The sequence below is a fragment of the Streptomyces djakartensis genome, from assembly GCF_014651075.1.
In the GTDB taxonomy this organism is placed as follows: domain Bacteria; phylum Actinomycetota; class Actinomycetes; order Streptomycetales; family Streptomycetaceae; genus Streptomyces; species Streptomyces djakartensis.
The window spans coordinates 136,578-158,938 of record NZ_BMWE01000008.1; the positions used below are offsets into that span (position 1 = coordinate 136,578).

20 protein-coding genes are annotated in these 22,361 nt (G+C 71.8%); 11 read left to right on the plus strand and 9 right to left on the minus strand.

Annotated elements, in window-relative coordinates; translation table 11 throughout:
• Positions 1 to 77 precede the first annotated feature (77 nt).
• Positions 78 to 1,196: a toll/interleukin-1 receptor domain-containing protein gene (locus IE212_RS15755; protein WP_190198460.1), complete on the plus strand. Its 1,119-nt coding sequence runs from the start codon at positions 78 to 80 to the stop codon at positions 1,194 to 1,196.
• Positions 1,197 to 1,233: 37 nt separating this feature from the next.
• On the opposite strand, the gene IE212_RS15760 is transcribed toward IE212_RS15755, so the two are convergent.
• The 3 genes from IE212_RS15760 to IE212_RS15770 form a co-directional block, all read right to left on the minus strand.
• Positions 1,234 to 1,683, minus strand: coding sequence for a hypothetical protein (locus IE212_RS15760; protein ID WP_190198461.1), 450 nt, complete (start codon positions 1,681 to 1,683; stop codon positions 1,234 to 1,236).
• Positions 1,684 to 1,760: 77 nt separating this feature from the next.
• Complete coding sequence (locus IE212_RS15765) at positions 1,761 to 3,530, minus strand: IclR family transcriptional regulator domain-containing protein (protein ID WP_190198462.1); 1,770 nt, start codon at positions 3,528 to 3,530, stop codon at positions 1,761 to 1,763.
• A gap of 84 nt (positions 3,531 to 3,614) precedes the next feature.
• Positions 3,615 to 4,841, minus strand: a complete 1,227-nt coding sequence (locus IE212_RS15770; RefSeq protein ID WP_229864351.1) for a M6 family metalloprotease domain-containing protein — start codon at positions 4,839 to 4,841, stop codon at positions 3,615 to 3,617.
• A gap of 548 nt (positions 4,842 to 5,389) precedes the next feature.
• On the opposite strand from IE212_RS15770, the gene IE212_RS15775 reads away from it, so the two are divergent.
• Both IE212_RS15775 and IE212_RS15780 read left to right on the plus strand, forming a co-directional pair.
• Complete coding sequence (locus IE212_RS15775; RefSeq protein WP_190198463.1) at positions 5,390 to 6,034, plus strand: TetR/AcrR family transcriptional regulator; 645 nt, start codon at positions 5,390 to 5,392, stop codon at positions 6,032 to 6,034.
• A gap of 174 nt (positions 6,035 to 6,208) precedes the next feature.
• Positions 6,209 to 7,744 (plus strand): MFS transporter, encoded by a 1,536-nt coding sequence (locus tag IE212_RS15780; RefSeq protein WP_190198464.1) that lies wholly within the window; start codon positions 6,209 to 6,211, stop codon positions 7,742 to 7,744.
• Between the two features lie 89 nt (positions 7,745 to 7,833).
• Here IE212_RS15780 and IE212_RS15785 read toward each other — a convergent pair whose 3' ends face one another.
• The gene (locus tag IE212_RS15785; protein ID WP_190198465.1) at positions 7,834 to 8,367 is read right to left on the minus strand and encodes a MarR family winged helix-turn-helix transcriptional regulator; all 534 of its coding nucleotides are present in this window, start codon (positions 8,365 to 8,367) and stop codon (positions 7,834 to 7,836) included.
• Positions 8,368 to 8,457: 90 nt separating this feature from the next.
• On the opposite strand from IE212_RS15785, the gene IE212_RS15790 reads away from it, so the two are divergent.
• A complete protein-coding gene (locus tag IE212_RS15790; protein WP_190198466.1) occupies positions 8,458 to 9,243 on the plus strand; it encodes a dioxygenase family protein in 786 nt (261 codons plus the stop codon).
• A gap of 43 nt (positions 9,244 to 9,286) precedes the next feature.
• Here the strand turns inward: IE212_RS15790 and IE212_RS15795 are convergent, their stop codons facing one another.
• Positions 9,287 to 9,808: a GNAT family N-acetyltransferase gene (locus IE212_RS15795; protein ID WP_190198467.1), complete on the minus strand. Its 522-nt coding sequence runs from the start codon at positions 9,806 to 9,808 to the stop codon at positions 9,287 to 9,289.
• A 192-nt stretch (positions 9,809 to 10,000) separates the two neighbouring features.
• On the opposite strand from IE212_RS15795, the gene IE212_RS15800 reads away from it, so the two are divergent.
• Positions 10,001 to 10,999 (plus strand): sigma-70 family RNA polymerase sigma factor, encoded by a 999-nt coding sequence (locus tag IE212_RS15800; protein WP_190198468.1) that lies wholly within the window; start codon positions 10,001 to 10,003, stop codon positions 10,997 to 10,999.
• 329 nt (positions 11,000 to 11,328) lie between these two features.
• Complete coding sequence (locus IE212_RS15805) at positions 11,329 to 12,036, plus strand: TetR/AcrR family transcriptional regulator (protein WP_229864353.1); 708 nt, start codon at positions 11,329 to 11,331, stop codon at positions 12,034 to 12,036.
• Between the two features lie 42 nt (positions 12,037 to 12,078).
• Here IE212_RS15805 and IE212_RS15810 read toward each other — a convergent pair whose 3' ends face one another.
• The gene (locus IE212_RS15810; RefSeq protein WP_190198469.1) at positions 12,079 to 13,050 is read right to left on the minus strand and encodes a helix-turn-helix transcriptional regulator; all 972 of its coding nucleotides are present in this window, start codon (positions 13,048 to 13,050) and stop codon (positions 12,079 to 12,081) included.
• A gap of 62 nt (positions 13,051 to 13,112) precedes the next feature.
• On the opposite strand from IE212_RS15810, the gene IE212_RS15815 reads away from it, so the two are divergent.
• The 5 genes from IE212_RS15815 (at position 13,113) to IE212_RS15835 (ending at position 18,938) form a co-directional block, all read left to right on the plus strand.
• Positions 13,113 to 14,615, plus strand: a complete 1,503-nt coding sequence (locus tag IE212_RS15815; protein WP_190198470.1) for an MFS transporter — start codon at positions 13,113 to 13,115, stop codon at positions 14,613 to 14,615.
• 153 nt (positions 14,616 to 14,768) lie between these two features.
• The gene (locus IE212_RS15820) at positions 14,769 to 15,530 is read left to right on the plus strand and encodes a DeoR/GlpR family DNA-binding transcription regulator (RefSeq protein ID WP_190198471.1); all 762 of its coding nucleotides are present in this window, start codon (positions 14,769 to 14,771) and stop codon (positions 15,528 to 15,530) included.
• Positions 15,527 to 16,474 (plus strand): 1-phosphofructokinase, encoded by a 948-nt coding sequence (pfkB, locus tag IE212_RS15825; RefSeq protein ID WP_190198472.1) that lies wholly within the window; start codon positions 15,527 to 15,529, stop codon positions 16,472 to 16,474. Before IE212_RS15820 ends, pfkB begins: the two co-directional genes overlap by 4 nt.
• 145 nt (positions 16,475 to 16,619) lie before the next feature.
• On the plus strand, positions 16,620 to 18,674 hold the full coding sequence (locus IE212_RS15830; protein WP_190198473.1) for a PTS fructose transporter subunit IIABC: 2,055 nt from the start codon (positions 16,620 to 16,622) through the stop codon (positions 18,672 to 18,674).
• A gap of 114 nt (positions 18,675 to 18,788) precedes the next feature.
• Positions 18,789 to 18,938 carry a hypothetical protein gene (locus tag IE212_RS15835; protein WP_190198474.1) on the plus strand — a complete coding sequence of 50 codons (150 nt, stop codon included), beginning with the start codon at positions 18,789 to 18,791 and terminating at the stop codon, positions 18,936 to 18,938.
• On the opposite strand, the gene IE212_RS15840 is transcribed toward IE212_RS15835, so the two are convergent.
• The 3 genes from IE212_RS15840 to IE212_RS15850 all read right to left on the minus strand — a co-directional run bounded on the left by IE212_RS15840 (position 18,935) and on the right by IE212_RS15850 (position 22,282).
• Positions 18,935 to 19,681 carry a DUF6227 family protein gene (locus tag IE212_RS15840; RefSeq protein ID WP_190198475.1) on the minus strand — a complete coding sequence of 249 codons (747 nt, stop codon included), beginning with the start codon at positions 19,679 to 19,681 and terminating at the stop codon, positions 18,935 to 18,937. The genes IE212_RS15835 and IE212_RS15840 overlap by 4 nt on opposite strands.
• A 178-nt stretch (positions 19,682 to 19,859) precedes the next feature.
• A complete protein-coding gene (locus IE212_RS15845; protein WP_190198476.1) occupies positions 19,860 to 21,077 on the minus strand; it encodes a L,D-transpeptidase in 1,218 nt (405 codons plus the stop codon).
• A 164-nt stretch (positions 21,078 to 21,241) separates the two neighbouring features.
• Entirely contained in the window at positions 21,242 to 22,282 is a 1,041-nt protein-coding gene (locus IE212_RS15850; RefSeq protein WP_190198477.1) for a P1 family peptidase, read from the minus strand.
• Positions 22,283 to 22,361 lie beyond the last annotated feature (79 nt).

A 22,361-nucleotide genomic window follows, 5' to 3' on the forward strand; every position in this document is an offset into this window, starting at 1 on the left:
CAGCCAACTGGCCAACGTTGGGTTTCTCTCGGCGTGACCACTGCTACCGAGGGGCACAGGGAGTGGAGGGGTTGCACATGGCCGACGACTTCATCACGAGCTTTGCCGCCGTGGAGCACCGGGCCTATACGGCGCGTTTCCATCAGGACTTGGTACAGGCGGTGGAGCGGCTCAAGGGACGTAAGGTCTCGGCGGCCATGTGCCCGGGCGGGCCGGGCGGCAAGAACCGCCCACGCGTCGCAGAGGCGCGGGTTTTCGTCGCCCTGTGCTCGCAGGCCTACTACGCCGACGAGGGCTGCGGCGCCGACTGGGCGGTGTTCGAGCACCGACTGGACCTGGAGCCGCCGCAGTTCCGCCCCTCCGACCCGCCTGCCCGCGTCCTGGTGCGCTGGCGCTGGCAGCCGGCCAGTCCGCCCTCCGGCCTTCCCCTCGCACCGGTCCTCAGCGGCGAGATCACGGACAGCTACGCCTGCAAGGGCCTCTACGGCATCATCCGCGAGGAGGGCGGGGTGCGCTCCCAGGCCTACCGGGACGCCGTCGACCGGATCGCCGCCGCTGTCTGTCACGGGGGTGAGCACAGCCCGCCCGAGGTGTCCGTCGGCGAACTGCCTGAATTGGCAGTGCCGTTCCCCCCGAGGGCCAGTGGGGAACAGGCCGGGGACCTGGACCAGCCGCCCGCTCCGCAGGCCGATGTGCCACAGCCGAGAAAGGCGGCCGACGACGCGGACAGACCCCGCGTGTTCGTGTCCTACGCGCACGAGGAGGACGAAGACGTCCACAAGAAGCGGGTCGCGGACCTGGGCGAGCGGCTCCGCGACCACGGCATCGGCGTCCGGCTGGACACGTTCGCCCACCGCGAGGGGCCCCAGAACTGGCCATGGTGGATGCGCGAGCAGTACAACAAGGCGGACTGCGTGCTCGTGATCGTCTCACCGGCGTACAAGCGCCGCGCCGAGCACGAGGAGGTGCCGGGTAAGGGCAACGGGGTGGGGTTCGAGGCGAATTACCTCATGAGGGAGGTGCACAGGAACCGCGACACATGGCATGAGCGGATACTGCTGGTGTCCTTCCCCGAGCACGGTAGTGCGTACATACCCGACTACCTGGTGGGCCCGACCCTCTACACCGTCGACCCCGAGACGGGCGAGGGGGATCTGCCGGAACTCGTCGACTACATCAAGAGCAAGGCTCCCTGAGCAGCGCGATGCGGCCCGGGGAGGGGGAGCCGGCCCGTCACCGTATGACCGCGACGAGCGCCGCGTCGGCGACCAGCAGGGCGCCGTAGAAGAGCTGGAGCGTCCGGGAGAAGGTCGCATGGAACCAGCTGATCCGCCCAAGATACGGCCGCACGTCCATGGAGAGCGTCTCCACCTCCACCCCGGGGCGCCGCACATCGTCGTACAGATACCGGAACAGGCGCTCCTGACGGAGGAACAGACCGTCCAGGAACCAGAAGCAGGCCAACGGCACCAGCCCACTGGCGGCCACCTGCCAGCTCTGCTGGCTGGAGGAGACGGCGAAGAACCCGGCGGCCAGCGTCAGGGCCCACCCCTTGACCAGAAAGGAGTGGTTCGACAGCCGTGTGATGACGGCCTGCAGGAACTCCAGATGCTTGAGCCGCTCCTCGCCCAAGGGCGACGATCCGCTCACGGCCCCCGAACTCGCCTCGCCCAGCGTGGACATCGACCCCCCTGTGTCCCGGTGCTCTCATCCTAGGCAGTCCGGTGCGGCGGCGCACCCGTGCCGCCGTCGGAGTGGGGTCAGGCCAGGGGGACGTGGGTGAAGCGGGCGGCGGTGTGGAGGTCCGACTCGATGCGGGTGGCCGTCGTGGTCAGTTCGGGGAGGAGGTCCGTCACGCACTCGCCCGGGGTGCGGCGGCTCGCGTGCATCGCCGCGTTCAGGGCCGCCACCACCCGGCCCGTGCGGTCGCGGACGGGAACCGCGATGGAGCGCAGGCCCTCCTCCAGTTCCTCGTCCACCAGGGCGTAGCCCTGGGAGCGGACCGAGGACAGGGTTCCTTCCAGGGCCCGGTCCCCCTCCCTCGTCCCGGGGGCGTCCGCCAGGAGGACTCGCCCCAGCGCCGTCGCGTGGGCCGGCAGGCGCGTGCCCACCGTGAAGTTCACACTCATCACCCGGCCCGTCGACACCCTCGCCGTGTACTGGATCTCCTCGCCGGACTCCGACAGCACCGCCACGGACGTCGACTCGTGGATGCGGGAGGCGAGGTCCGCCAGGTGGGGCTGGGCGATGTCCGCCAGGGACGTGCGGGAGAGGGGTGGGAAGCCCAGGGAGAGGACCTGGGGGGTCAGGGCGAAGGTGCGGTCGCCCGTCGGTGTCACCAGGTCCAGGTGCCGGTAGGTGATCAGGGCTCGGCGGGCGGTCGCCCTGGCCAGGCCCGTCGCCCGGGCGACCTCCGTGAGGGTCAGCTCGGGCCTGCCCTCGCCGAAGGCCGTGAGGACCGTCAGGCCTCGGGCCAGGGACTCGATGAAGTCACGTCCCAGTTCCTGCTTGGACGCTCCCGTCCAGAGCGCCAGGTTCGCGGGGGGTGCGCCGGGCTCGGGGGACGGGGCGGTGCGCAGCTCGCGTTCCATGTCCGAGACGGCCGATCGCAGTCTGGGCAGGAGGGTGGTTCGCAGGTGGTGGGCCGTGTGGCGGCTGGTGTGGCTGACCACGCTCGCCACACACGCGACCCGGTCCCCGGCGCCTTCGCCCCGCCCGTCGCCCGCGCGGGGGAGCCGGACCGGGACCGACACCGCCACCAGACCCGGCTCGATCAGCTGGTCGTCGAGGGCCCAGCCGTTCGCCGCCGCCTGCTCGACGCGGCGGACGAAGTCCTCGTTCTCCGTCCGGTCCGGCGGGTACCGGCGTGGGGGCACGGCCGTGAAGGAGAGGTGCCTCGGGTCCGCCGCCCTGCGGGTCCGCCAGCGCTGCCAGTCCGTCTCCGTCCACTCCGTCGCGAACAGCGGGCCCGGTGCCGTGCGTTCGGCGGGGAGCAGGTCGCCGATGCGGAAGCTCAGGGACATCGCGCGGCGGCGGGTCGCCTGGTGGATGAAGCGGATGCCGTCGCGGTCGGCGACCGCCAGGGAGACCGACTCGTCCAGTTCGTCGGCCAGGGCGTCCGCGTGCGGGGAGAGGAGGGCGGGAAGGCGCAGGGCTGACAGGTAGGCGTTGCCCAGCTCCATGAGGCGCGGTGCGAGGAAGACGTCCCGGCCGTCGACGCGGACGTAGCCCATGCGGGCGAGCGTGGCCGTGATGCGGTCGACGGTGGAGCGGGCCAGGCCGGTGGCCCGTTCCAGGGAGCTGAGGCTCAGTGTGCCGTCCGCCTCGGTCAGCTCCCGCAGGACCGCGATGCCTCGGATCAGGGGTGTGACCGCCTCCGCGGGGGGCGTCGGCGCGAGGCTCGCCGGCACGGAGGCACCTGGTGCGCGGCCCGCCGGCGCGGAGCCGACCCGCGCAGGGGCCGCCTCCGCAGGGGCCGCCTCCCTCGGGACTCCCGTCTCGACGGCGTGGTTCGTGGGCTTCGCGGGCATCTGCTCTCCGGTACGGCGGTCGCGGCACGCCTACGGTAATCGGGAATCGGCCCCCGGACGTGGGCCGAGCGGCCGTCTCACCGGCTAGTCCCGCTTCACCCGTACCAGGAAGTTCCCCGCGGGATCCGCGCCCACCACCTCGATCTCGATCCCCCTCCGCGTGTCCCTGAACGTCTCCCCGGGCCTGAACGGCGCGTCGGAAAGCTCCGCGTGGACGTTCGGCGCCCGTGTGCAGCCGCCGCTGTCGCGGCGGGCGTCCTGGACCCGCACCGGGCCCATGCCGGTGTCCACCTCCGCGTCGACCTTGTAGATCAGGACGCCGGGTCGGCACACCGATTCGTCGTTGCCGGCGCGGGTGCGCAGTTCGGCGGCGTAGCCCGTCCGGCTGTCCAGGGGGACGACGACCAGCTTGGTGCCGCCCGCGCGGGCCAGTGGCGTGAGGGCGTACTCCGTGGTGCCGGGGGCCGGGACGCAGTGCACCTGCTCGGCGTCCAGCCAGCCCAGCTTCCACTTGTGCCAGCCGAGGAAGTCGTTGTTGGCTCCCCAGTCCTCGCTCATGATGTCCCAGTGGCCGACCGCGCCCCCGCCCTCCGCGGTGTACAGGTCGGGCAGGCCGAAGACGTGGCCGTTCTCGTGGGGGAGGACGCGGTAGCCGGTGCGGTCGTAGGAGCCGGAGCCGTCGTCCTGACGGGAGTAGACGAAGGAGGCGTTCGCCACGGGGATGCCGTCGCCGCTCGGGGCCTCGGGGTTGCCGGCGAAGGTGACGGAGAGGACCGTGTCGAGGGCGGAAGGGCCCGCGTTCGGGGTGACCAGGACGTTCAGGATGTCGTACGCGCGGAAGTCCACATCGGGGTCGGCCGCCTCGACTATGTCCTGGACCAGCGTGCGGTAGCCGGGGTCGAAGGGGGCGCCGCGCTCTATGCCGTACTCCCGGAAGGACTTCGGCATGCGCAGCCACGTCGGGATCGGGGTCTCGGGCCGGTAGTCCAGGCGGCCGTAGGAGCTGGTGCGGAACCACTGCCGGGTCTGCGGGAAGAACTCCCGGAAGCGGTCCAGGGCCTCGCCCTCGCCGGGTGCGTCGGAGAAGTCGATCATCAGGGTGAGGGCGCGGACGGTGCCGGTGGAGCGGGCGTAGCTGCCGGAGGTGGGGATGCCCTCGGACATCTGGACCTCGCGGGTGGCGCGGATCATGCAGGGACCGTGGCCCGCGGTGTGGGGCAGCGTGATCGGGCCGGCTCCGGCGGTCGTGGCGCCCGGGGGGAGACGGCCCGTGCCGACGGAGGTGCTCACCGTGAAGGTCAGGGCGGTCACGCAGGCCAGGGCGGCCAGACGCCGCCTGGGTATCCGGCAGCCGGGCGGCGGCTCCGTACGGCGGTCCCGGCCGCCGTACGGAGCCCCCCGGCCGGGAGGTCCCGAATCCGTGCAGCGAGCGGTAAGTGTCCGCTCAGTCTCAGCGACACGCCGTACGCCCCGCGTGTCGCTGAGACTCGAACGACAGGTGTCGTCGCCGACGGATTCGCCACCAGTGCCGGGTGGTCCGGTGCGGGGCGGCCGGGGGCGACGGGGCCGTGGCTGTCTGAAGGGGAGCTGCAAGGGACCTCCCGCGCCACGGCAGCCTCCTTTCCGGCTGCACCCTTGCGATCACCCTGCTTCGAGGCAGGTGGGGGACGCCCGCTGGATGAGCCCGATCGGGGGTTTCCCGTCAGTAGCATCCCTCCAGCCTTGTGAGGCAGGTCACAAGGAAAAGGTCCAGGTGCGGGAAATACCGGGGACCCAGTCCCCGTTTAGCCAAGTGTCCGAGCGAAACGGGGAGCCTCTCCCCGGATCGCGTACCGCAGGCCTCACATCAGGAGTACGCCGTGCAGACCGCCACCCCCGTCGAGCGCAAGGCGCCCCGGCCCCGCGCCGACGCCCTGCGCAACCGGGAGCGGATCGTCACCGCCGCCCGGGAGATGTTCGTCGAGGACGGCCCCGAGGTGCCGCTCGACGAGATCGCCCGCCGGGCCGGCGTCGGCAACGCCACGGTGTACCGCAACTTCCCGGACCGCGACGCACTGGTCCGCGAGGTCGTCTGCTCCGTCATGGACCGTACGGCTCAGGCGGCCGAGCTGGCGCTCGCCGAGACGGGTGACGCGTTCGAGGCGCTGGAGCGCTTCGTGCACGCCGCCGCCGACGAGCGGATCAGCGCGCTGTGCCCGATGGTCTCCAGCACGTTCGACAAGCACCACCCGGACCTGGAGGCCGCGCGCGAACGGGTCGAGCGGCAGGTCGCGGAAGTCATGGACCGGGCCAGGACGGCCGGGCAGCTCCGCTCCGACGTGGACGTCGGGGACGTCATGATCGCCGTGGCCCAGCTCAGCAGGCCCCCGGCCGGTACGGACTGCTTCCGTGCCGACCGCTTCGTCCACCGCCATCTTCAGCTGTTCCTGGACGGGCTGCGGGCTCCGGCTCGTTCCGTCCTGCCGGGCACGGCCGTGACCCTGGAGGATCTCCGCCCGTCCTGAGCGACCAGTGCCGCTCGACCTGACAGTTCCGCCAGTCCAACCCGTCTGAACCACAAGCGACCGGCTCCGCGGCCGTCCGTCTGGACGAGCCGCGACGAGCCGTGATGCTTCGCCGCCCTTTTTCCAGTACGAGTCCCGATTTTTCCGTCACGAAGTCCCGAAGTGGGTACCCCCATGTCTGAAACAGCCGTAAAGGCCCCCGGCGTCCCGGACGCCAACCGCTGGAAAGCGCTCGTCTTCATCGCGCTCGCCCAGCTGATGGTCGTCCTGGACGCCACCATCGTGAACATCGCCCTGCCCTCCGCCCAGCAGGACCTGGGCATCTCCGACGGCAACCGGCAGTGGGTGGTCACGGCCTACGCCCTCGCCTTCGGCGGACTGCTCCTGTTCGGCGGCCGGATAGCCGACCTGTGGGGCCGTAAGAAGGCCTTCGTGGTCGGGCTCGGCGGTTTCGCCGCGGCCTCCGCGCTCGGCGGCGCGGCCACCAACGAGGCGATGATGTTCGGCGCCCGCGCCCTCCAGGGCGCCTTCGGCGCCCTGCTCGCCCCGGCCGCCCTCTCCCTGCTGGCCGTGATGTTCACCGACGCCAAGGAGCGCGCCAAGGCCTTCGGCATCTACGGCGCGATCGCCGGTGGCGGGGGAGCCGTCGGTCTGATCCTGGGCGGCTTCCTCACCGAGTACCTGGACTGGCGCTGGACGTTCTTCGTCAACATCCCGTTCGCCGTCGTCGCCGCGGCCGGTGCGTACTTCGTCATCCGTGAGCCGGAGGGCGGCCGCAACCGCTCGCCGCTCGACATCCCCGGCGTGATCCTCTCCACCCTCGGCCTGGTCGCCCTCGTCTACGGCTTCACCCGCGCCGAGTCCGACGGCTGGGGCGACTCCGTGACCGTCGGCATGTTCGTCGCCTCGGCGGTGCTGCTGCTGGCCTTCGTGATCGTCGAGTCCAGGGTCAAGGCCCCGCTGCTGCCGCTGCGCGTGGTCACCGAGCGCAACCGCGGCGGTGTCTACCTCTCCCTCGGCCTCGCGATCATCGCGATGTTCGGCCTGTTCCTCTTCCTGACCTACTACCTGCAGATCGTGAAGGGTTACTCGCCGGTCAAGACCGGGTTCGCCTTCCTGCCGATGATCGTCGGCATGATCACGGGCTCCACCCAGATCGGTACCCGCCTGATGACCCGGGTCGCCCCGCGCCTGCTGATGGGCCCCGGCTTCCTGGTTGCCGCGCTCGGCATGCTGCTGCTGACCCAGCTGGAGATCGGCTCCTCGTACGCCGCCCTGCTGCTGCCGGCGATGCTGCTGCTCGGCCTCGGCATGGGTACGGCGTTCATGCCGGCCATGTCGCTGGCCACCCTGGGCGTCGAACCGCGGGACGCCGGTGTCGCCTCCGCGATGGTCAACACCTCGCAGCAGGTGGGCGGCGCGATCGGCACGGCCCTGCTGAACACCATCGCCGCCTCGGCGACCACGGCGTACGTCACCGACCACATCGCCGGTGCGACGAGCAGGTCCCAGCAGCAGCTGGTCCGGCTGGAGGCCATGGTGCAGGGCTACACGAGCGCCATCTGGTTCGCCGTCGGCATCCTCGTCGCCGCCGCCGGTATCGCCCTGACCTTCGTCAACGCCGGCCGGCCCGGCGGCACCACGGTGACCGGCTCCGGCTCGGACACGGACGTGGCGGACGAGGTGCAGGTCCCGGTCGTCGCCCACTGACGGCCGTAGCGGCACCACCCCTTCGGGCCACCCGTGGGTACGAGGGAAGGGGACGCCCCGTACCCACGGCTTCCAGGACCTGCCCCGGCTCATCGGAGCCAGGGCAGGTCCGCTCCCGCTTCGGTCGGCTGGAGTCCCTCGGCGATGATCCGCATGATCTCGCCGAGGGACTTCTGCTGCTGAGGGGTGAGCCGGTCGAAGACCGCCTGACGCACGGCCTCCACATGGCCCGGCGCGGTCTGCCGCAGCACCTCGTAGCCCTGGTCCGTCAGTACGGCGAACTGGCCCCGCTTGTCGTCGGGGCAGTCCTCGCGGCGCACCCAGCCGCTCTTCTCCAGGCGTGCGATGGCATGCGAGAGACGGGAGCGGGTGATCTTCGCGAGCATCGCGAGCTCGGTCATCCGCAGCCGTCGCCGCGGCGCCTCGGCGAGCTTGACCAGAAGGCCGTAGTAGACGTGCGGCATGCCCGCGTCACGCTGCAGCTGACGGTCGAGGTGGTCGTCGAGGAGGGTGGCGCCCTCCATGAAGGAGCGCCAGACGCGCTGCTCCTCGTCGGTGAGCCAGCGCGGTTCCTGGGCCTCCTCGGTGGGGCTCTGGGGCGGTGCGGATGAGGGTGCCTTCATGCTGTCCACTCTACGCGGCTCCTCCTTGAACTTTAAACAAATGGCTCGTACAGTTTTGTTAGGGAACCATGTTTTGGAAGGAGCCGCAGCATGTCCGCCGCCACTCAGGAGCGCATGCCCGCTCTGTATCTCAGCCACGGCGCCCCACCGCTCGCGGACGACCCCGTCTGGCCCGGTGAACTGGCCGCCTGGTCGGCCGGCCTGCCGCGCCCCAGGGCGATCCTGATGATCTCCGCCCACTGGGAGGAGGCCCCGCTCGCCATCGGCGCCACCGAGACCGTGCCGCTCGTCTACGACTTCTGGGGCTTCCCGGAGCACTACTATCAGGTGACCTACGGCGCTCCGGGCGCACCGGAGCTCGCCGAGTCGGTGCGGAAGCTGCTGCGCGCCCCCGGGGTGCCCGTCCAGGACGTCCCCGACCGCGGCCTCGACCACGGTGCGTACGTCCCGCTGGTCGAGATGTACCCGGAGGCCGACATCCCGGTCCTCCAGGTCTCCATGCCGACGCTCGACCCGGTCCGGCTCATGGAGGTCGGCCGCAGGCTCGCGCCCCTGCGGGACGAGGGCGTGCTCATCGTCGGCTCCGGCTTCTTCACCCACAACCTGGCCGCGCTCCGGCAGGGCGGCGTCCCCGCCTGGTCGGCGGAGTTCGACGACTGGGGCCGGCGGGCGCTGGAGGCGCGTGACGTGGATGCCCTGCTCGACTTCACCCGCAAGTCGCCGGCGGGACAGCTCGCCCACCCGCGCACCGAGCACTTCGCCCCGCTGTTCGTGACCATGGGCGCGGCCGACGCTACCGGTGAGCTGGACGCGCAGAAGTCCGTGATCGACGGGTTCTGGATGGGGCTGGCGAAGCGGTCGGTGCAGTTCGGCTGACCGCCCGCCCCTCACGGCGCCGGCCCCTCGGCGGCTGCGCGCCCTACGGCAGCGGCTTCTCGTACCAGGCCACGTCCCAGTAGCGGCCGAACTTGCGGCCGACCTCCCGGTAGGTGCCGACGTGCTGGAAGCCGAAACGTTCATGCAGCCGGACGGACGCCTCGTTCGGCAGCGCGACGCCCGCGTAGGCGCGGTGCAGGTCCTCACTCGACAGGGCCTCGAAGAGGGCCTTGCAGAGGAGTGTGCCGACGCCCCGTCGGCCGGCCCGCGGCGCGACGTACACCGTGGTCTCCACGGAGGTCGCGTAGGCGGGCTTCGGGCGGAACGGGCTCGACGTGGCGTAGCCCAGAATCTCCTGTGACTCCGGGTCCGCGGCAACCATCAGGCGGTACGGGCCGTCTTCAGGGTGGGAGAGAAGCCAGGGGCGGCGTGCCTCCGGAGTGAAGATTTCGGTGTCGAATGTGATCGCCGTCTCACGTACATAGTGGTTGTAGAGGTCTGTGAGGGCTGTGAGGTCGCGTTCGACTCCCGGCCTGACCTGCACCTCTGTACGCTCCGTCGACATGCCGCCTCCCTGTGTGGCCGGACAGGGTACTGCATGATCAGAAAAATTGACGGGTCGGTTGGGAATTCTGTCCTGATTCCAGTCGTTGTTTCCATCGGATGCAGGGCACCCGAGGAGAGTCCCGGAGAGTCCCGAGACGGAGTCCAGCGTCCTAAGGACCACCCGCTGACCTCACCACGCAAGGGAGCACGCATGGCAACCCGTGCCGTCGCCCGTCGCCAGTCCGCCAACGGCGAGACGGCCCACGCGGCAAGCAGTGTTCGCGCCCATGGCGGCGAGATCGCCGACCGCGACCTGGTCGGCATGTACCTCGACGAGATCGCGCGCACACCACTGCTCGACGCGGCCAGGGAAGTGGAGCTGTCCCAGGTCATCGAGGCGGGTGTGTTCGCCAAGCAGGTCCTCGACGGGTACGAGGAGACCAAGGCGGACGCCACCCGCGAGGAGCTCGAGGCCCTCGTCGCCGACGCGGAGCGGGCCAAGGACATCTTCATCCGCTCCAACCTGCGCCTGGTCGTCGCCGTCGCCCGCCGCTACCCCCGCAGCGGCCTGCCGCTGCTGGACCTGATCCAGGAGGGCAACGCCGGCCTGGTGCGCGCGGTCGAGAAGTTCGACTACCGCAAGGGCTTCAAGTTCTCCACGTACGCGACGTGGTGGATCCGCCAGGCCATCACCCGCTCCATAGCCGACCAGTCCCGCACGATCCGCCTGCCCGTCCACCTGGTGGAGGAGCTGGGCCGGATCCGCCGGGTGCAGCGCGAGTTCAACCGTGAGCACGGGCGGGACCCGGAGCCCACCGAGATCGCCGCCGAGCTCGGCTCGACGCCGGAGCGCGTCACCGACGTGCTCGACTGGGCCCGCGACCCGGTCTCGCTGAACATGTCGGTGGACGACGAGGGCGAGACCCAGTTCGGCGACCTCCTGGAGGACACCTCGGCGGTGTCGCCCGAGCAGTCGGTGCTGACGCTGCTGCGCAGCGAGGAGCTCGACGACCTGATCGGCCGCCTCGACCAGCGCACGGCGTCCATCATCAAGATGCGCTACGGCATCGAGGACGGCCGCGAGCGCACCCTGACCGAGGTCGGAAAGGAGCACGGCCTGACCCGCGAGCGCATCCGGCAGATCGAGAAGCACGCGCTGCTGGAGCTGAAGAAGCTGGCGCGCAGCACCGGCTTCGACGCGGCGGCGTGACACCGCGTACGCCAGGTGGCGAAAGACCGCGCAAACATGGCGGTGTAACGCCGCTTAACGCGCAGGGCTCAGGGAACAAGACTTCCGGGTCCACCAGTTCGGGCCCGGGGCCGCACCCCCTCGGCCCCGCAGAGCCAAGTCCCGTCGCACTCCCCCCGGCGCCGGGACTCTCCCAGAGCCGGGCTTCGGCGCCACTCCCCCCGGGCGCCGGGGCCCGGCTGTTTCATGCCCGCGCTGATGGCGGTGTCGGTGGCGGGTCACCCCGTACCTGAACCACGGGGTGGCCCGCCAGATGGCAGATTGTGTCACATGGGCATACGCTGCCGGGCGTGAGCAGCACCACCCCGACCCCGCCTCAGCCCTCGCTGACCGAGCGACGCAAGGCCGAGACACGGATGGAGATCGCCCGGGCGGCGGCAGGCCTCTTCGTGCGGCACGGCCTGCGCGCCACCCGCGCGGAGGACATCGCCCAGGCCGCCGGCATCGCCCCGCGCACGTTCTACCGGTACTTCGCCACCAAGGAGGAGGCCGTCGCCCCGCTCTACGCGGTCGGCGCCCGGCGCTGGGTGGAGGCGGTGGGCGCGGCACCGGCCGGCATGAGCGTGCCCGAGGCCCTGGAGCAAGGGGCCCGCCACACCCTCACCCCGGGCACCGGGGTTCCGGTGTCCTCCTGGGAGTGGGTCCGCACGCTCCTGCGCCTCGCCGAGGCGAACCCCTCGCTGCGCCGGGTGTGGGCGGAGGTCTGCCAGACCTCGGAACGGATGCTCGGTGAGGTGCTCGCGGAACGGGTGACACGTGCCGGTGCGGCACGAGGTACGCCGGTGACGGAGGGTGGCGACAACGTTGCCCACACTCCTCAGCCGCACGTCCCCCACCCCCCTCAGCCGCGTTTCGCCGCCGCCGTCGCGAGCGCCGCCGTACGTGCGGCCCTCGAGTGCTGGGCCGAGGGGGACGGGCCCGTGGAAGGCCCGGGAGGACCGGCGGAGCTGGCGTTGCGGAACCTCGCGGCGCTGCGGGACTTCCCGTGGGGGCCGTGAGCCGACGGGGGCGGGGCCTGCCGGTGCCGTGAGACGAACGGCTCACGCCCCACCGGCGGCCGCCCTGCTCAACCGCGCTCCCAACTCCCGGACGGCCGTCACCAGTTCCACCGGATGACGCACCGTGAAGTCGCACTCCAGCATCGCCAGCCGGAACGCCACCCACTGCACCGCGTCCCCCGCGGAGCCCCGCAGCCGGCAGCCGCCGTCGTCCAACGGCTCGGGTGTGCCGAGCCACTTGGGCAGCCGGGCGGCGACGAAGCCGGCCGGCGCGGCGAACGTGACCTCGAAGTCGTAGGAACGCTGGTGGCGTTGCATCGACTGCCGGAGGTAGTCCGCCGCGCTTCCCGTCGGCAGCTCGCGCGGCGCGAACCGCGCCCCCGTGGCGAACGGCTCGCTCACCCGGTCGACGCGGAACGTACGCCAGTCGTCCCGGTCGAGGTCGTACGCCACCAGGTACCAGCGGCGGCCCGTCGACACCAGCCGGTACGGCTCCGTCAGGCGCCGCGACTCGCTGCCGTCCGCTGCTCGGTAGGCGAACCGCAGCCGCTCGTGCCCGGCCACCGTCGAGGCCATGACGGTCAGCGTCTCGGGCGCGATGCTCGGCCCGTCGCCGCTGGTCAGCGGAGTGGTCGCGGCCTGGAGCGTGGTCACGCGGTGGCGCAGCCGGCCGGGCAGCACCTGCTCCAGCTTGGCCAGTGCCCGCACCGACGCCTCGTCCAGGCCCTCCACGGCGTGCCCCGCCCCGGCGCGCAGCCCGACCGCGATGGCCACCGCCTCCTCGTCGTCCAGCACGAGCGGAGGCATCGCCTTGCCCGCGACCAGCCGGTAGCCGCCGTCGGCACCCTTGGTCGCCTGCACCGGATAGCCCAGCTCGCGCAGCCGGTCTATGTCCCGCCGGACCGTGCGGCGGGAGACCCCCAGCCGGTCGGCGAGCTCGCCGCCGGGCCATTCGCGGGGCGTCTGGAGGAGGGAGAGGAGCGTCAGCAGCCGAGCCGGTGTGTCCGTCGTCATACGGGCGAGGATGCCGCACCAGTAGGACACGCCCTGACCTAGTGGGGGTCTAGTTTCGATCCATGACCTCCACCGAGACCACTCCCGGCACGGACGGCGGCGGCACCGACCGCCGCCGTTGGTACGCCCTCGCGATCGTGATGACCGCCGCTTTCATGGACCTCGTCGACGTCACGATCGTCAACATCGCGATCCCGTCGATCGAGCGGGAGGCGGGCGCGTCCTTCAGCCAGATCCAGTGGATCACCGCCGGATACGCCCTCGCCTTCGCCGCCGGACTGATCACCGGGGGGCGGCTCGGCGACATCCACGGCCGCAAGCGGATCTTCCTCGTCGGCATCGGCGGCTTCACCCTCGCCTCCGCCCTGTGCGGCCTCGCGGTGAACCCCGAGATGCTGGTCGCCTCGCGGATCCTGCAGGGCGGCATGGCCGCGCTGATGGTGCCGCAGGTGCTGTCGATCGTGCACGCCACCTTCCCCGCGCACGAGCGCGGCAAGGTGTTCGGGATGTTCGGCGCGGTCGTGGGACTGGGAGCCGTGTCCGGGCCGCTGCTCGGCGCGCTGCTGACCGAGTGGGACCTGTTCGGGTGGGGCTGGCGGTCGATCTTCCTGATCAACCTGCCCGTGGGCGTCGCGGGCCTGGTCCTCGGCAGCCGCTTCATCAGCGAGTCCAGGGCGCCGCGGGCCCTGAAACTGGACCTGGTGGGGGTCGCGCTGGTGACGCTCGGCCTGCTGATGCTGATCTACCCGCTCACCCGCGGGCGCGAGCTGGGCTGGCCGATGTGGGGGTACGTGTCGATGGCCGGGTCGCTCGTCGTGCTCGCGGTGCTGGTGGCGTACGAGAGGCACAAGGCCCGGCGGGACGGTTCCCCGCTGGTCGAGCTGTCGCTGTTCCGGGTCAAGAGCTTCGCGGCCGGTATCGCCGTGCAGACCGTCTTCGGGGTCGCGCTGGGCGTGTTCTTCCTGGTGTGGACGCTGTACATGCAGATCGGGCTGGGGTGGCGCCCGCTGAAGGCCGGGCTGACCGGGGTGCCCTTCTCCATCGCCGTGTCGGCGGCCGCCGGGCTGTCGGTGCAGATGCTCGTCCCGCGCTTCGGGCGCAAGGTGCTCCAGGCGGGCGCGCTGGTCATGGCGGGCGGGGTGCTGCTCTACGTCTGGGAGTCCGCGCACTACGGCCTCGGCATCACGCCCTGGCAGATGGCGCCGCCCCTGGCGGTGATGGGGGCCGGCATGGGCCTGATCATCGCGCCGCTGACCGACGCGATCCTCTCCGAGGTGCCGCGCGCGCACTCCGGCTCGGCCTCCGGCCTGATCAACACCGTGCAGCAGATGGGCAACGCGCTGGGCCTCGGCCTGGTCTCGGTGGTGTTCTTCGGCACGATCGGCGACCACCTGAGCCCTGACCAGATCGGCCCGGCCTTCGGGCACGCCTTCGAGAACGCGCTGTTGTGGGTGGCCGCGGTGCTGGGCTTCATCTTCCTGCTGATGTTCGCCCTGCCCAAGCGGCCGGTCCAGCACGTCGAGGGGCAGGAGGCGGCCGAGGAGAGCGAACCCGCGCTGGCCTGAGAGCGGGGGAGGGGGCCCGGCACCTGAGGGCGCCGGGCCCCCTTTCGTTTCTGATCATGCCCGGTTGAGTCCGAACCTGTTTACTTTGTCGAAATCTCGGCGTAGCCTCCCGCTGAAACCACACGTTCGGGCATGAGTCGGAGGCGAACAGACATGTACGCACCGGAGCGGCAGCAGGAGATCCTCCGGCTCGCCCGTGACGGCGGCCGAGTGGATGTCGTGTCGCTGGCCGAGGAGTTCCAGGTGACGGCGGAGACGATCCGCCGCGATCTGAAGGCCCTCGACCGTGCCGGTCTGGTCCGCCGGGTGCACGGCGGGGCCATCCCGGCCGGGCGTCTGGACTTCGAGCCGGACCTCGCCGAGCGCGAGTCCACGGCGCCCGACGAGAAGGACCGCATCGCCAAGGCGGCCCTCGCGGAACTGCCCGCCGAGGGCACGATGATCCTCGACGCCGGCACGACGGTGGCCCGCCTGGCCGCCGCCCTCCCCCTGGAGGCCTCGCTCACCGTCGTCACGCACAGCCTGCCCATCGCGGCCCGCCTCGCCGACCACCCCGGCATCCAGCTCCACCTCATCGGGGGGCGCGTACGGCACCGTACGCGCGCCGCCGTGGACGCCTGGGCGCTCAGGGCGTACGGCGAGATCCGCGCCGACGTGCTGTTCGTGGCAGCCAACGGATTCTCCGCCGAACACGGTCTGACTACCCCCGACCTCGCCGAGGCCGCCGTGAAACGCGCGGCCGTGGCCGCCGCCCGCCGCGTGGTGCTGCTCGCCGACTCCTCCAAGCACGGCCAGGAGCACTTCGCCCGCTTCGGCGCCCTGAGCGACGTGGACCTGCTGATCACCGACAGCGGGCTGAGCCCCGAAGACTCCGTCGCCATCGAGCGCGGCGGCACGGAAGTAGTGCGCGCATGATCCTCACCGTCACCCCCAACCCGTCCCTGGACCGTACCTACGAGGTGCCGTCCCTCGACCGCGGTGAGGTCATCCGCGCCACCGGCGAGCGGATGGACCCGGGCGGCAAGGGCGTCAACGTCTCGCGCGCCGTCGCCGCGGCCGGGCAGCGCACCGTGGCGGTCCTGCCCCTGGGCGGCGCCCCGGGCGCGCTCGTCGCCGACCTGCTCGACCAGCAGGGCATCGAGGTCGCGCCGGTACCGGTCGCCGGGGCCACCCGCTCCAACATCGCCCTCGCCGAGGCCGACGGCGTCCTGACGAAGATCAACGCGCCGGGGCCCGAACTCTCCGGCGCCGAGTGCGAACTGCTCCTGGAGACCGTGCGGCGGCAGTCCCGCGACGCCTCCTGGATCGCCTGCTGCGGCAGCCTCCCGCGCGGCCTCGCCCCCTCCTGGTACGCCGACCTGGTCGCCCGCACGCACGCCGCCGGTGCGCGGATCGCCCTGGACACCTCCGGACCCGCGCTCCTCGCGGCCCTGCGCGAGCGGCCCGACGTGGTCAAGCCGAACGCCGAGGAGCTCGCGGGTGCCGTGGGCCGTCCCCTGGCCACCGTCGGCGACGCCGTGAAGGCCGCCGTGGAACTGCGTGAGATGGGCGCCCGGGCCGTCCTCGCGAGCCTCGGCGCCGACGGGCAGCTGCTGGTGTCCGGTGAGGGCGCCTGGTTCGGCAGTGCCCGTGTCGACACGGTCCGCAGCAACGTGGGCGCCGGTGACTCCTCCCTCGCCGGCTTCCTGATCGCCGGCGGCAGCGGCCCCGAGGCCCTCGCCTCCGCGGTCGCCCACGGCGCGGCCGCCGTCCAGCTGCCCGGCAGCGTGATGCCGAAGCCGGGCGACCTCGACCCCGCCGCCGTGACGGTCACGGCCGACATCCCGGCGGACCGAGCACTGAAGGAGCCGGTGTCATGACCTACTTCGAGCAGCCCGTACCGGCACCTGAGCGGCGAGCCTCCCCCTTACTCACCCTCCCCGCCCCCGTCACCCCCCACCACACCCCCGTCCCCCTCCACGCCCACCCCACTGCCCGGGCGATACGCGTGCTAAGGAGCCCGCGATGAGCGACATGATCACCGCGGATCTGGTCGATCTCGACCTGTCCGCCGACAGCAAGGAAGCGGCGGCGCGTGCCCTCGCCGAGCGCATGGTGGCCCTGGGCCGGGTGACCGACCTGGACGGCTTCCTCGCCGACGTGGCCGCCCGCGAGGCCCAGATGCCGACCGGCCTCGACGGCGGCATCGGCATCCCGCACTGCCGCAGCGAGCACGTCACCGAGCCGACGCTCGCCTTCGGCCGCAGCGCGAACGGCATCGACTTCGGCGCGGCCGACGGCCCCGCCGACCTGATCTTCCTGATCGCCGCGCCGGCCGGTGCCGACGACGCCCATCTGACGATCCTCTCGTCGCTGGCCCGGCAGCTGATGAACACGGAGTTCACCGACGCCCTGCGCGCGGTGGGCGACGCGGCGGCCGCGGCGGCGCTGATCCGGGGCGACGAGGCCGAAGCACCCGCCGAGACACCCGCCGCAGCGGGTGCCGAAGACACCGTGGCGTCGGCGGGAGCGGCCTCTCCCGCCGCCGCCACGGTCACCGACGACACCGCTCCCGCCGAGGAGCGGCCGTTCCGCGTCGTGGCCGTCACCTCCTGTCCCACCGGCATCGCCCACACCTACATGGCGGCCGAGTCCCTGGAGAACGCCGGCCGCGAGGCGGGCGTCGAGGTCACCGTCGAGCCCCAGGGCTCGGCCGGGTTCACCCGGCTCGACCCGGCGGTCATCGCGGCGGCGGACGCCGTGATCTTCGCCCACGACGTGCCCGTACGGGAGAAGGAGCGGTTCGCCGGCAAGCCCACCGTCGACGTCGGTGTGAAGGCGGGCATCAACCGCCCCGCCGAACTCATCGCCGAGGTCCGGGAGAAGGCCGCCCGCGGCGAGGTCAGCTCCGGCTCCGCCCCGGCCACCCCGGTGGAGCGCACCGGCGAATCCGGCGAGGGCTACGGCACCAAGCTGCGCAAGTGGCTGATGTCCGGCGTCAGTTACATGGTGCCGTTCGTCGCGGCGGGCGGTCTGCTGATCGCCCTCGGCTTCGCGATCGGCGGCTACAAGGTCGACAAGGCCCCGTCGGTGATGGAGCACTTCATCTGGACGCAGCCCGACAGCTGGGCGGCCCTGTTCTTCCAGATCGGCGGTGTCGCCTTCGGCTTCCTCGTCCCGGTCCTCGCCGGTTACATCGCCTACGGCATGGCCGACCGGCCCGGTCTGGTGCCCGGCTTCGTCGGCGGCATGATCGCGTTCAACATCAACGCCGGTTTCCTCGGCGGTCTGGCGGCCGGTCTCATCGCCGGTGGCGTGGTGATCGCCATCCAGAAGGTGAACATCCCGGCGGCGCTGCGCGGCATCATGCCGGTGGTGGTGATCCCGCTGATCTCCTCGGCGATCGTCGGGTTCCTGATGTTCGTCGTCATCGGCAAGCCCATCGCCGAGGCGCAGAAGGGCATGACCGACTGGCTGAACGGCCTGTCCGGCAGCAACGCCATCCTGCTCGGCGCCCTCCTCGGCCTGATGATGTGCTTCGACCTCGGCGGCCCAGTCAACAAGGTCGCCTACACCTTCGCCACGGCCGGTATCGCGGTGTCCGACCCCAGCGACTCCGCGATGAAGATCATGGCGGCGGTCATGGCGGCCGGTATGGTGCCCCCGCTGGCCATGGCCCTGGCCACCACCGTCCGCAGCAAGCTCTTCAGCCCGACCGAGCGCGAGAACGGCAAGGCCGCCTGGGTGCTCGGCGCCTCCTTCATCTCCGAGGGCGCGATCCCGTTCGCCGCGGCCGACCCGCTGCGCGTCATCCCGGCCTCCATGGTGGGCGGCGCGATCACCGGTGCCCTGTCGATGGCCTTCGGAGCCACCCTGCGCGCCCCCCACGGCGGCATCTTCGTGGTCCCGCTGATCGGCAACCCGCTGCTCTACCTGGTCGCCATCGCCGCGGGTGTCTGCGTCACGACGGCCCTGGTGGTCGTCCTGAAGGGCATGCGCAAGCCGGTCCCGGGCGCCACCGCCTCCGGCGACTCCGCCGCGGCCCCCGCCGCCGGGAAGAAGCAGCCGGTGGCGGCGTAAGGCCTGCGGAGCGCCCCATTCGAGGCATGTGAACCGTTCATGCCACCTGCGAGATAGATCACGAAAATCACGGCCCGGGACCGAAGTCCCGGGCCGTGGTGTCTACTGGGGCGCATGCCCGAGCACCTCTCCCGCTGGCCCGAAGGCCGCCCTCTCCCCGCCCTCCCGCAGCAGCGGCAGACGGGCTCCCGGTCGGAATCGGTGGAACTGACCTCCGAGGAGAGAGACGCCTTCGCCGAGCTGGTGCGGCGGTTGGGGTACTAGGACAGCTGCGCCGCGCGCCGCTCCATCGCCTCGCGCGCCGCGTCCTCGCTGGCGTACACCTCGCACATGTGCCGCCCGTCCGGCGTCGCCGTGTGCTCCACCTCCCACAAGGAGAGCTCCTCGCCGTCGCGCAGCAGGAACGCGTGCTCGTACAGCGAGAAGCCCAGCCCCGCCCGGCCGGCGCGGCACGGACGGCCGAAGGCCTGGGTGATCTGGTGGCCGGACGCCGTGGACAGCCGGGCCGCGGTGTCCGCCCCCGGCCGGTCGGTGTTCTCCGCGCGGCGCAGTAAACGGCGCGCGTGGTCGGCCGAGTCGGCCCCGGCATAGGCGTACCGGGGCGCGGGGACCGGGGACAGCTGCACCGTCACCGGCAGTTCGAAGTCGGGGGTGTCCGGCGGCAGCGGCAGACGCGCGGTGGCGGCGCGCAGCTCCTCCTCGTCGGCATACACCTCGTGCTGCGGTTCGCTGCCCGGCGCGGTGTTGTGGACGAGCTCCCAGAGCGTGAGCGCCGAGCCGTCCACCAGCAGCCAGGTGTGCCGGTAGGTCTCCCGGTGCAGGCCCGCGCTGTGGTGCGCGGAGTGCAGCGAACCGTCGTGCGCCAGCGCGCAGTCGAGCCGCGCCAGCGTCTCGTCGGGCAACTCGAAGGAGTTCAGGGCGCGGCCGAGGAGTCGCGCGAGGTGCTCCTCCGGAGACTCGGGCGAGTCGTGTGGTTCGTACGCTGCCGTCTCGTACGGAACGCTCAAGGTTTCTCCCGGCGTTGCTGCATGTCACCTTGTGGGTGCATACGGTAGCCCCTCGGTCGGACATCATGTCCGGGAACCGAGAAAACGTACGTCCAGGAAAACGCTCGGGCCGCGCGAAAAGTTCCCGCGCGGCCCGTTCTGTCCGTCAAAAACCCAGCCCGGGTGGTGGTTCAGCCGCTCACGAGGCGCTGCCCGCGACCCACTGGCTCCACGCCATGTTCCAGCCGTTGAGCCCGTTGTCCGGCGACACCGTGTTGTCGGGGGAGTTCTTGACGATCACCACGTCCCCGACGAGCGAGTTGTCGTAGAACCACTTGGCGGACGTGCTGCCCTGGGCGCCCCGGACATCGGCGAGGCCGACGCAGCCGTGACTGGTGCCCTGGCGGCCGAAGGGCGGGTTGCCCTTGTTGTACCAGTAGTTGCCGTGGATGAACGTGCCCGACGTCGTCAGGCGCATCGCGTGCGGCACGTCCGGGATGTCGTACTCCCCGCCCAGCCCCACCGTCCGGCTGTTCATCCGCGTCTGCGTGAACTTCTCGGAGATCACCATCTGCCCGTTGTACGTGGTGTGCTCCGGGCTGCCCGCCGAGATCGGGACCGTCTTGAGAGTCTTCCCGTCGCGCACGACCGTCATGGTCTGCGTGGCGGCGTCGACCGTGGACACCTGCGAACGCCCGACCGTGAAGGTGACCGTCTTCCGCTGCACCCCGTAGACGCCGTTGGCGCCCTCGACCCCGTCGAGGTCGATCTTCATGGTGACCTTGGAGCCGGCCTTCCAGTACTCCTCCGGCCGGAAGTCCAGCCGCTGCCCGTTGAACCAGTGCCCGACGACCTTCTGCCCGCTGCTGGACGTGACCGTGATGCCCGACTGCACGGCCTTCCGGTCGGTGATGGCCTTGTCGAAGGTGAACGACACCGGCATGCCCACGCCGACCGTGGTGCCGTTGTCCGGCGTGTACGTCCCGATGAAGCTGTTCGCCGAGGTCACCGTGGTGAAGACGGAGTTGGCGGCGGCCGTACGGCCCTCGGCGTCCTTCGCGGTCGCCGATATCCGGTACTTCGTCCCGCGCTCCAGCTGCTCCTTCGGCTTCCAGGACCTGCCGTCGGCCGACACCGCGCCGGGCACGGCCTGACCACCGTCCGCCAGCGTCATCTTCACCTCGGCCAGCTTCCCGTCGCTGACCTTCACACCGGTCGCGTTGATGGAAGCGCCGGTCGAACCGTCCTTCGCCGAGATGGCGATCTTGGCGACGGACGTCTTGGCCGAGCCGTCGCCGCCCTTGCCGTCGCCTTCGGCGTTGGCGCTGCCCCCGCAGGCGGTGAGCGTCAGGGCGCCGACCATCAGGGCGGCACAGGCCCCCAGTGCGCGCCGCGCGGCAATGTCCGGCGTTGTCACGGGCTTCCCCCAGTTGGTGTGATGTGCGTGATCCGCTCCAGTACGTGAGGGAAGAGGGGCCGGGCGGCCGGTCGGGTTGCGTCGGGCTGCGGGACACGACAGCACCGTTACAGGCCCGGGACAATGTCCGGCCGGCTGTGAAGTGGCCGTGCCCGTGCGCCGGTTCAGTGGCTCGCGTACAGCTCCCCGTACGACGGCCACGCCCCGCCCGGACCGTCGACCGGCTCCGCGGCGCGGACGGCCCGGACGATCGCGCGGGTCACGACGTCCGCGCCCGCCGCGAGGATCTCGTTGAGGGCGAGCGGGTTCACCGCGTCCAGGGCGCGCTCACCGGTCGCCAGGGCGAACACCGTGTCCCCGTCGTTGAGGAGATGCACCGGCCGCACCGCGCGGGCGATACCGTCGTGCGCCGTGCCGGCCAGTTTCTGCGCCTGCGCCTTCGACAGGTCCGCGTCCGTGGCGACCACCGCCAGCGTCGTGTTGAGCGGCGGCGGCGCACTGCGCGCCGCGGTCTCGGCGAGACGCCGCCGCGCCGCCTCGTGGACCCCCGCCTCCGGGTACTGGACCCGCCCCTGGAACAACTCCCCGTACAGCACCCCCGTCTCCGGATCGACGACCGACCCCGCCGCGTTGGCGACCACCAGCGCGGCCACCGTGATCCCCGAGCCGAGCACGGCGCTCGCGCTGCCGACGCCGCCCTTCACGGCTCCGGCCACCGCTCCCGTACCGGCGCCCACACACCCCTCAGGCACCGGCGCGCCGGGCTCGCTCGCCGCGGCCGCCTCCACCGCCGCGCGACCGGTGGCCGCGTCCGGCCGGGCCCGGAAGTCGCCGCCCCGCCCCAGGTCGAAGACACAGGCGGCGGGCACCACCGGCACGACGTGCGCCGGGTCCGCCCCGACCCGGATCCCGCGCCCCCGTTCCTCCAGCCAGGCCATCACCCCCGACGCCGCGTCGAGCCCGTACGCGCTGCCACCGGTCAGCACGACCGCCTCGACCTTGCGCACCACGTTCCGCGGGTCCAGCGCGTCCGTCTCCTTGGTGCCGGGGCCACCGCCCCGCACGTCCACGGCGGCCACGGCCCCGCCCTCCGGGGCGAGCACCACAGTGGTGCCGGTGAGCCAACCGTCGCCGGTGCGGGTCGCGTGACCCACCCGCAGGCCGGCGACATCCGTCAGGGCGTCCACCCGAGCGTCGACTGTCATGAGGCACAGTCTTGTCCAGCAGCGGCCCCGGCGGGTGCCGTCAGCCGCCCGGCGCCGTCAGCCCGCCCGGGGGAGCGGG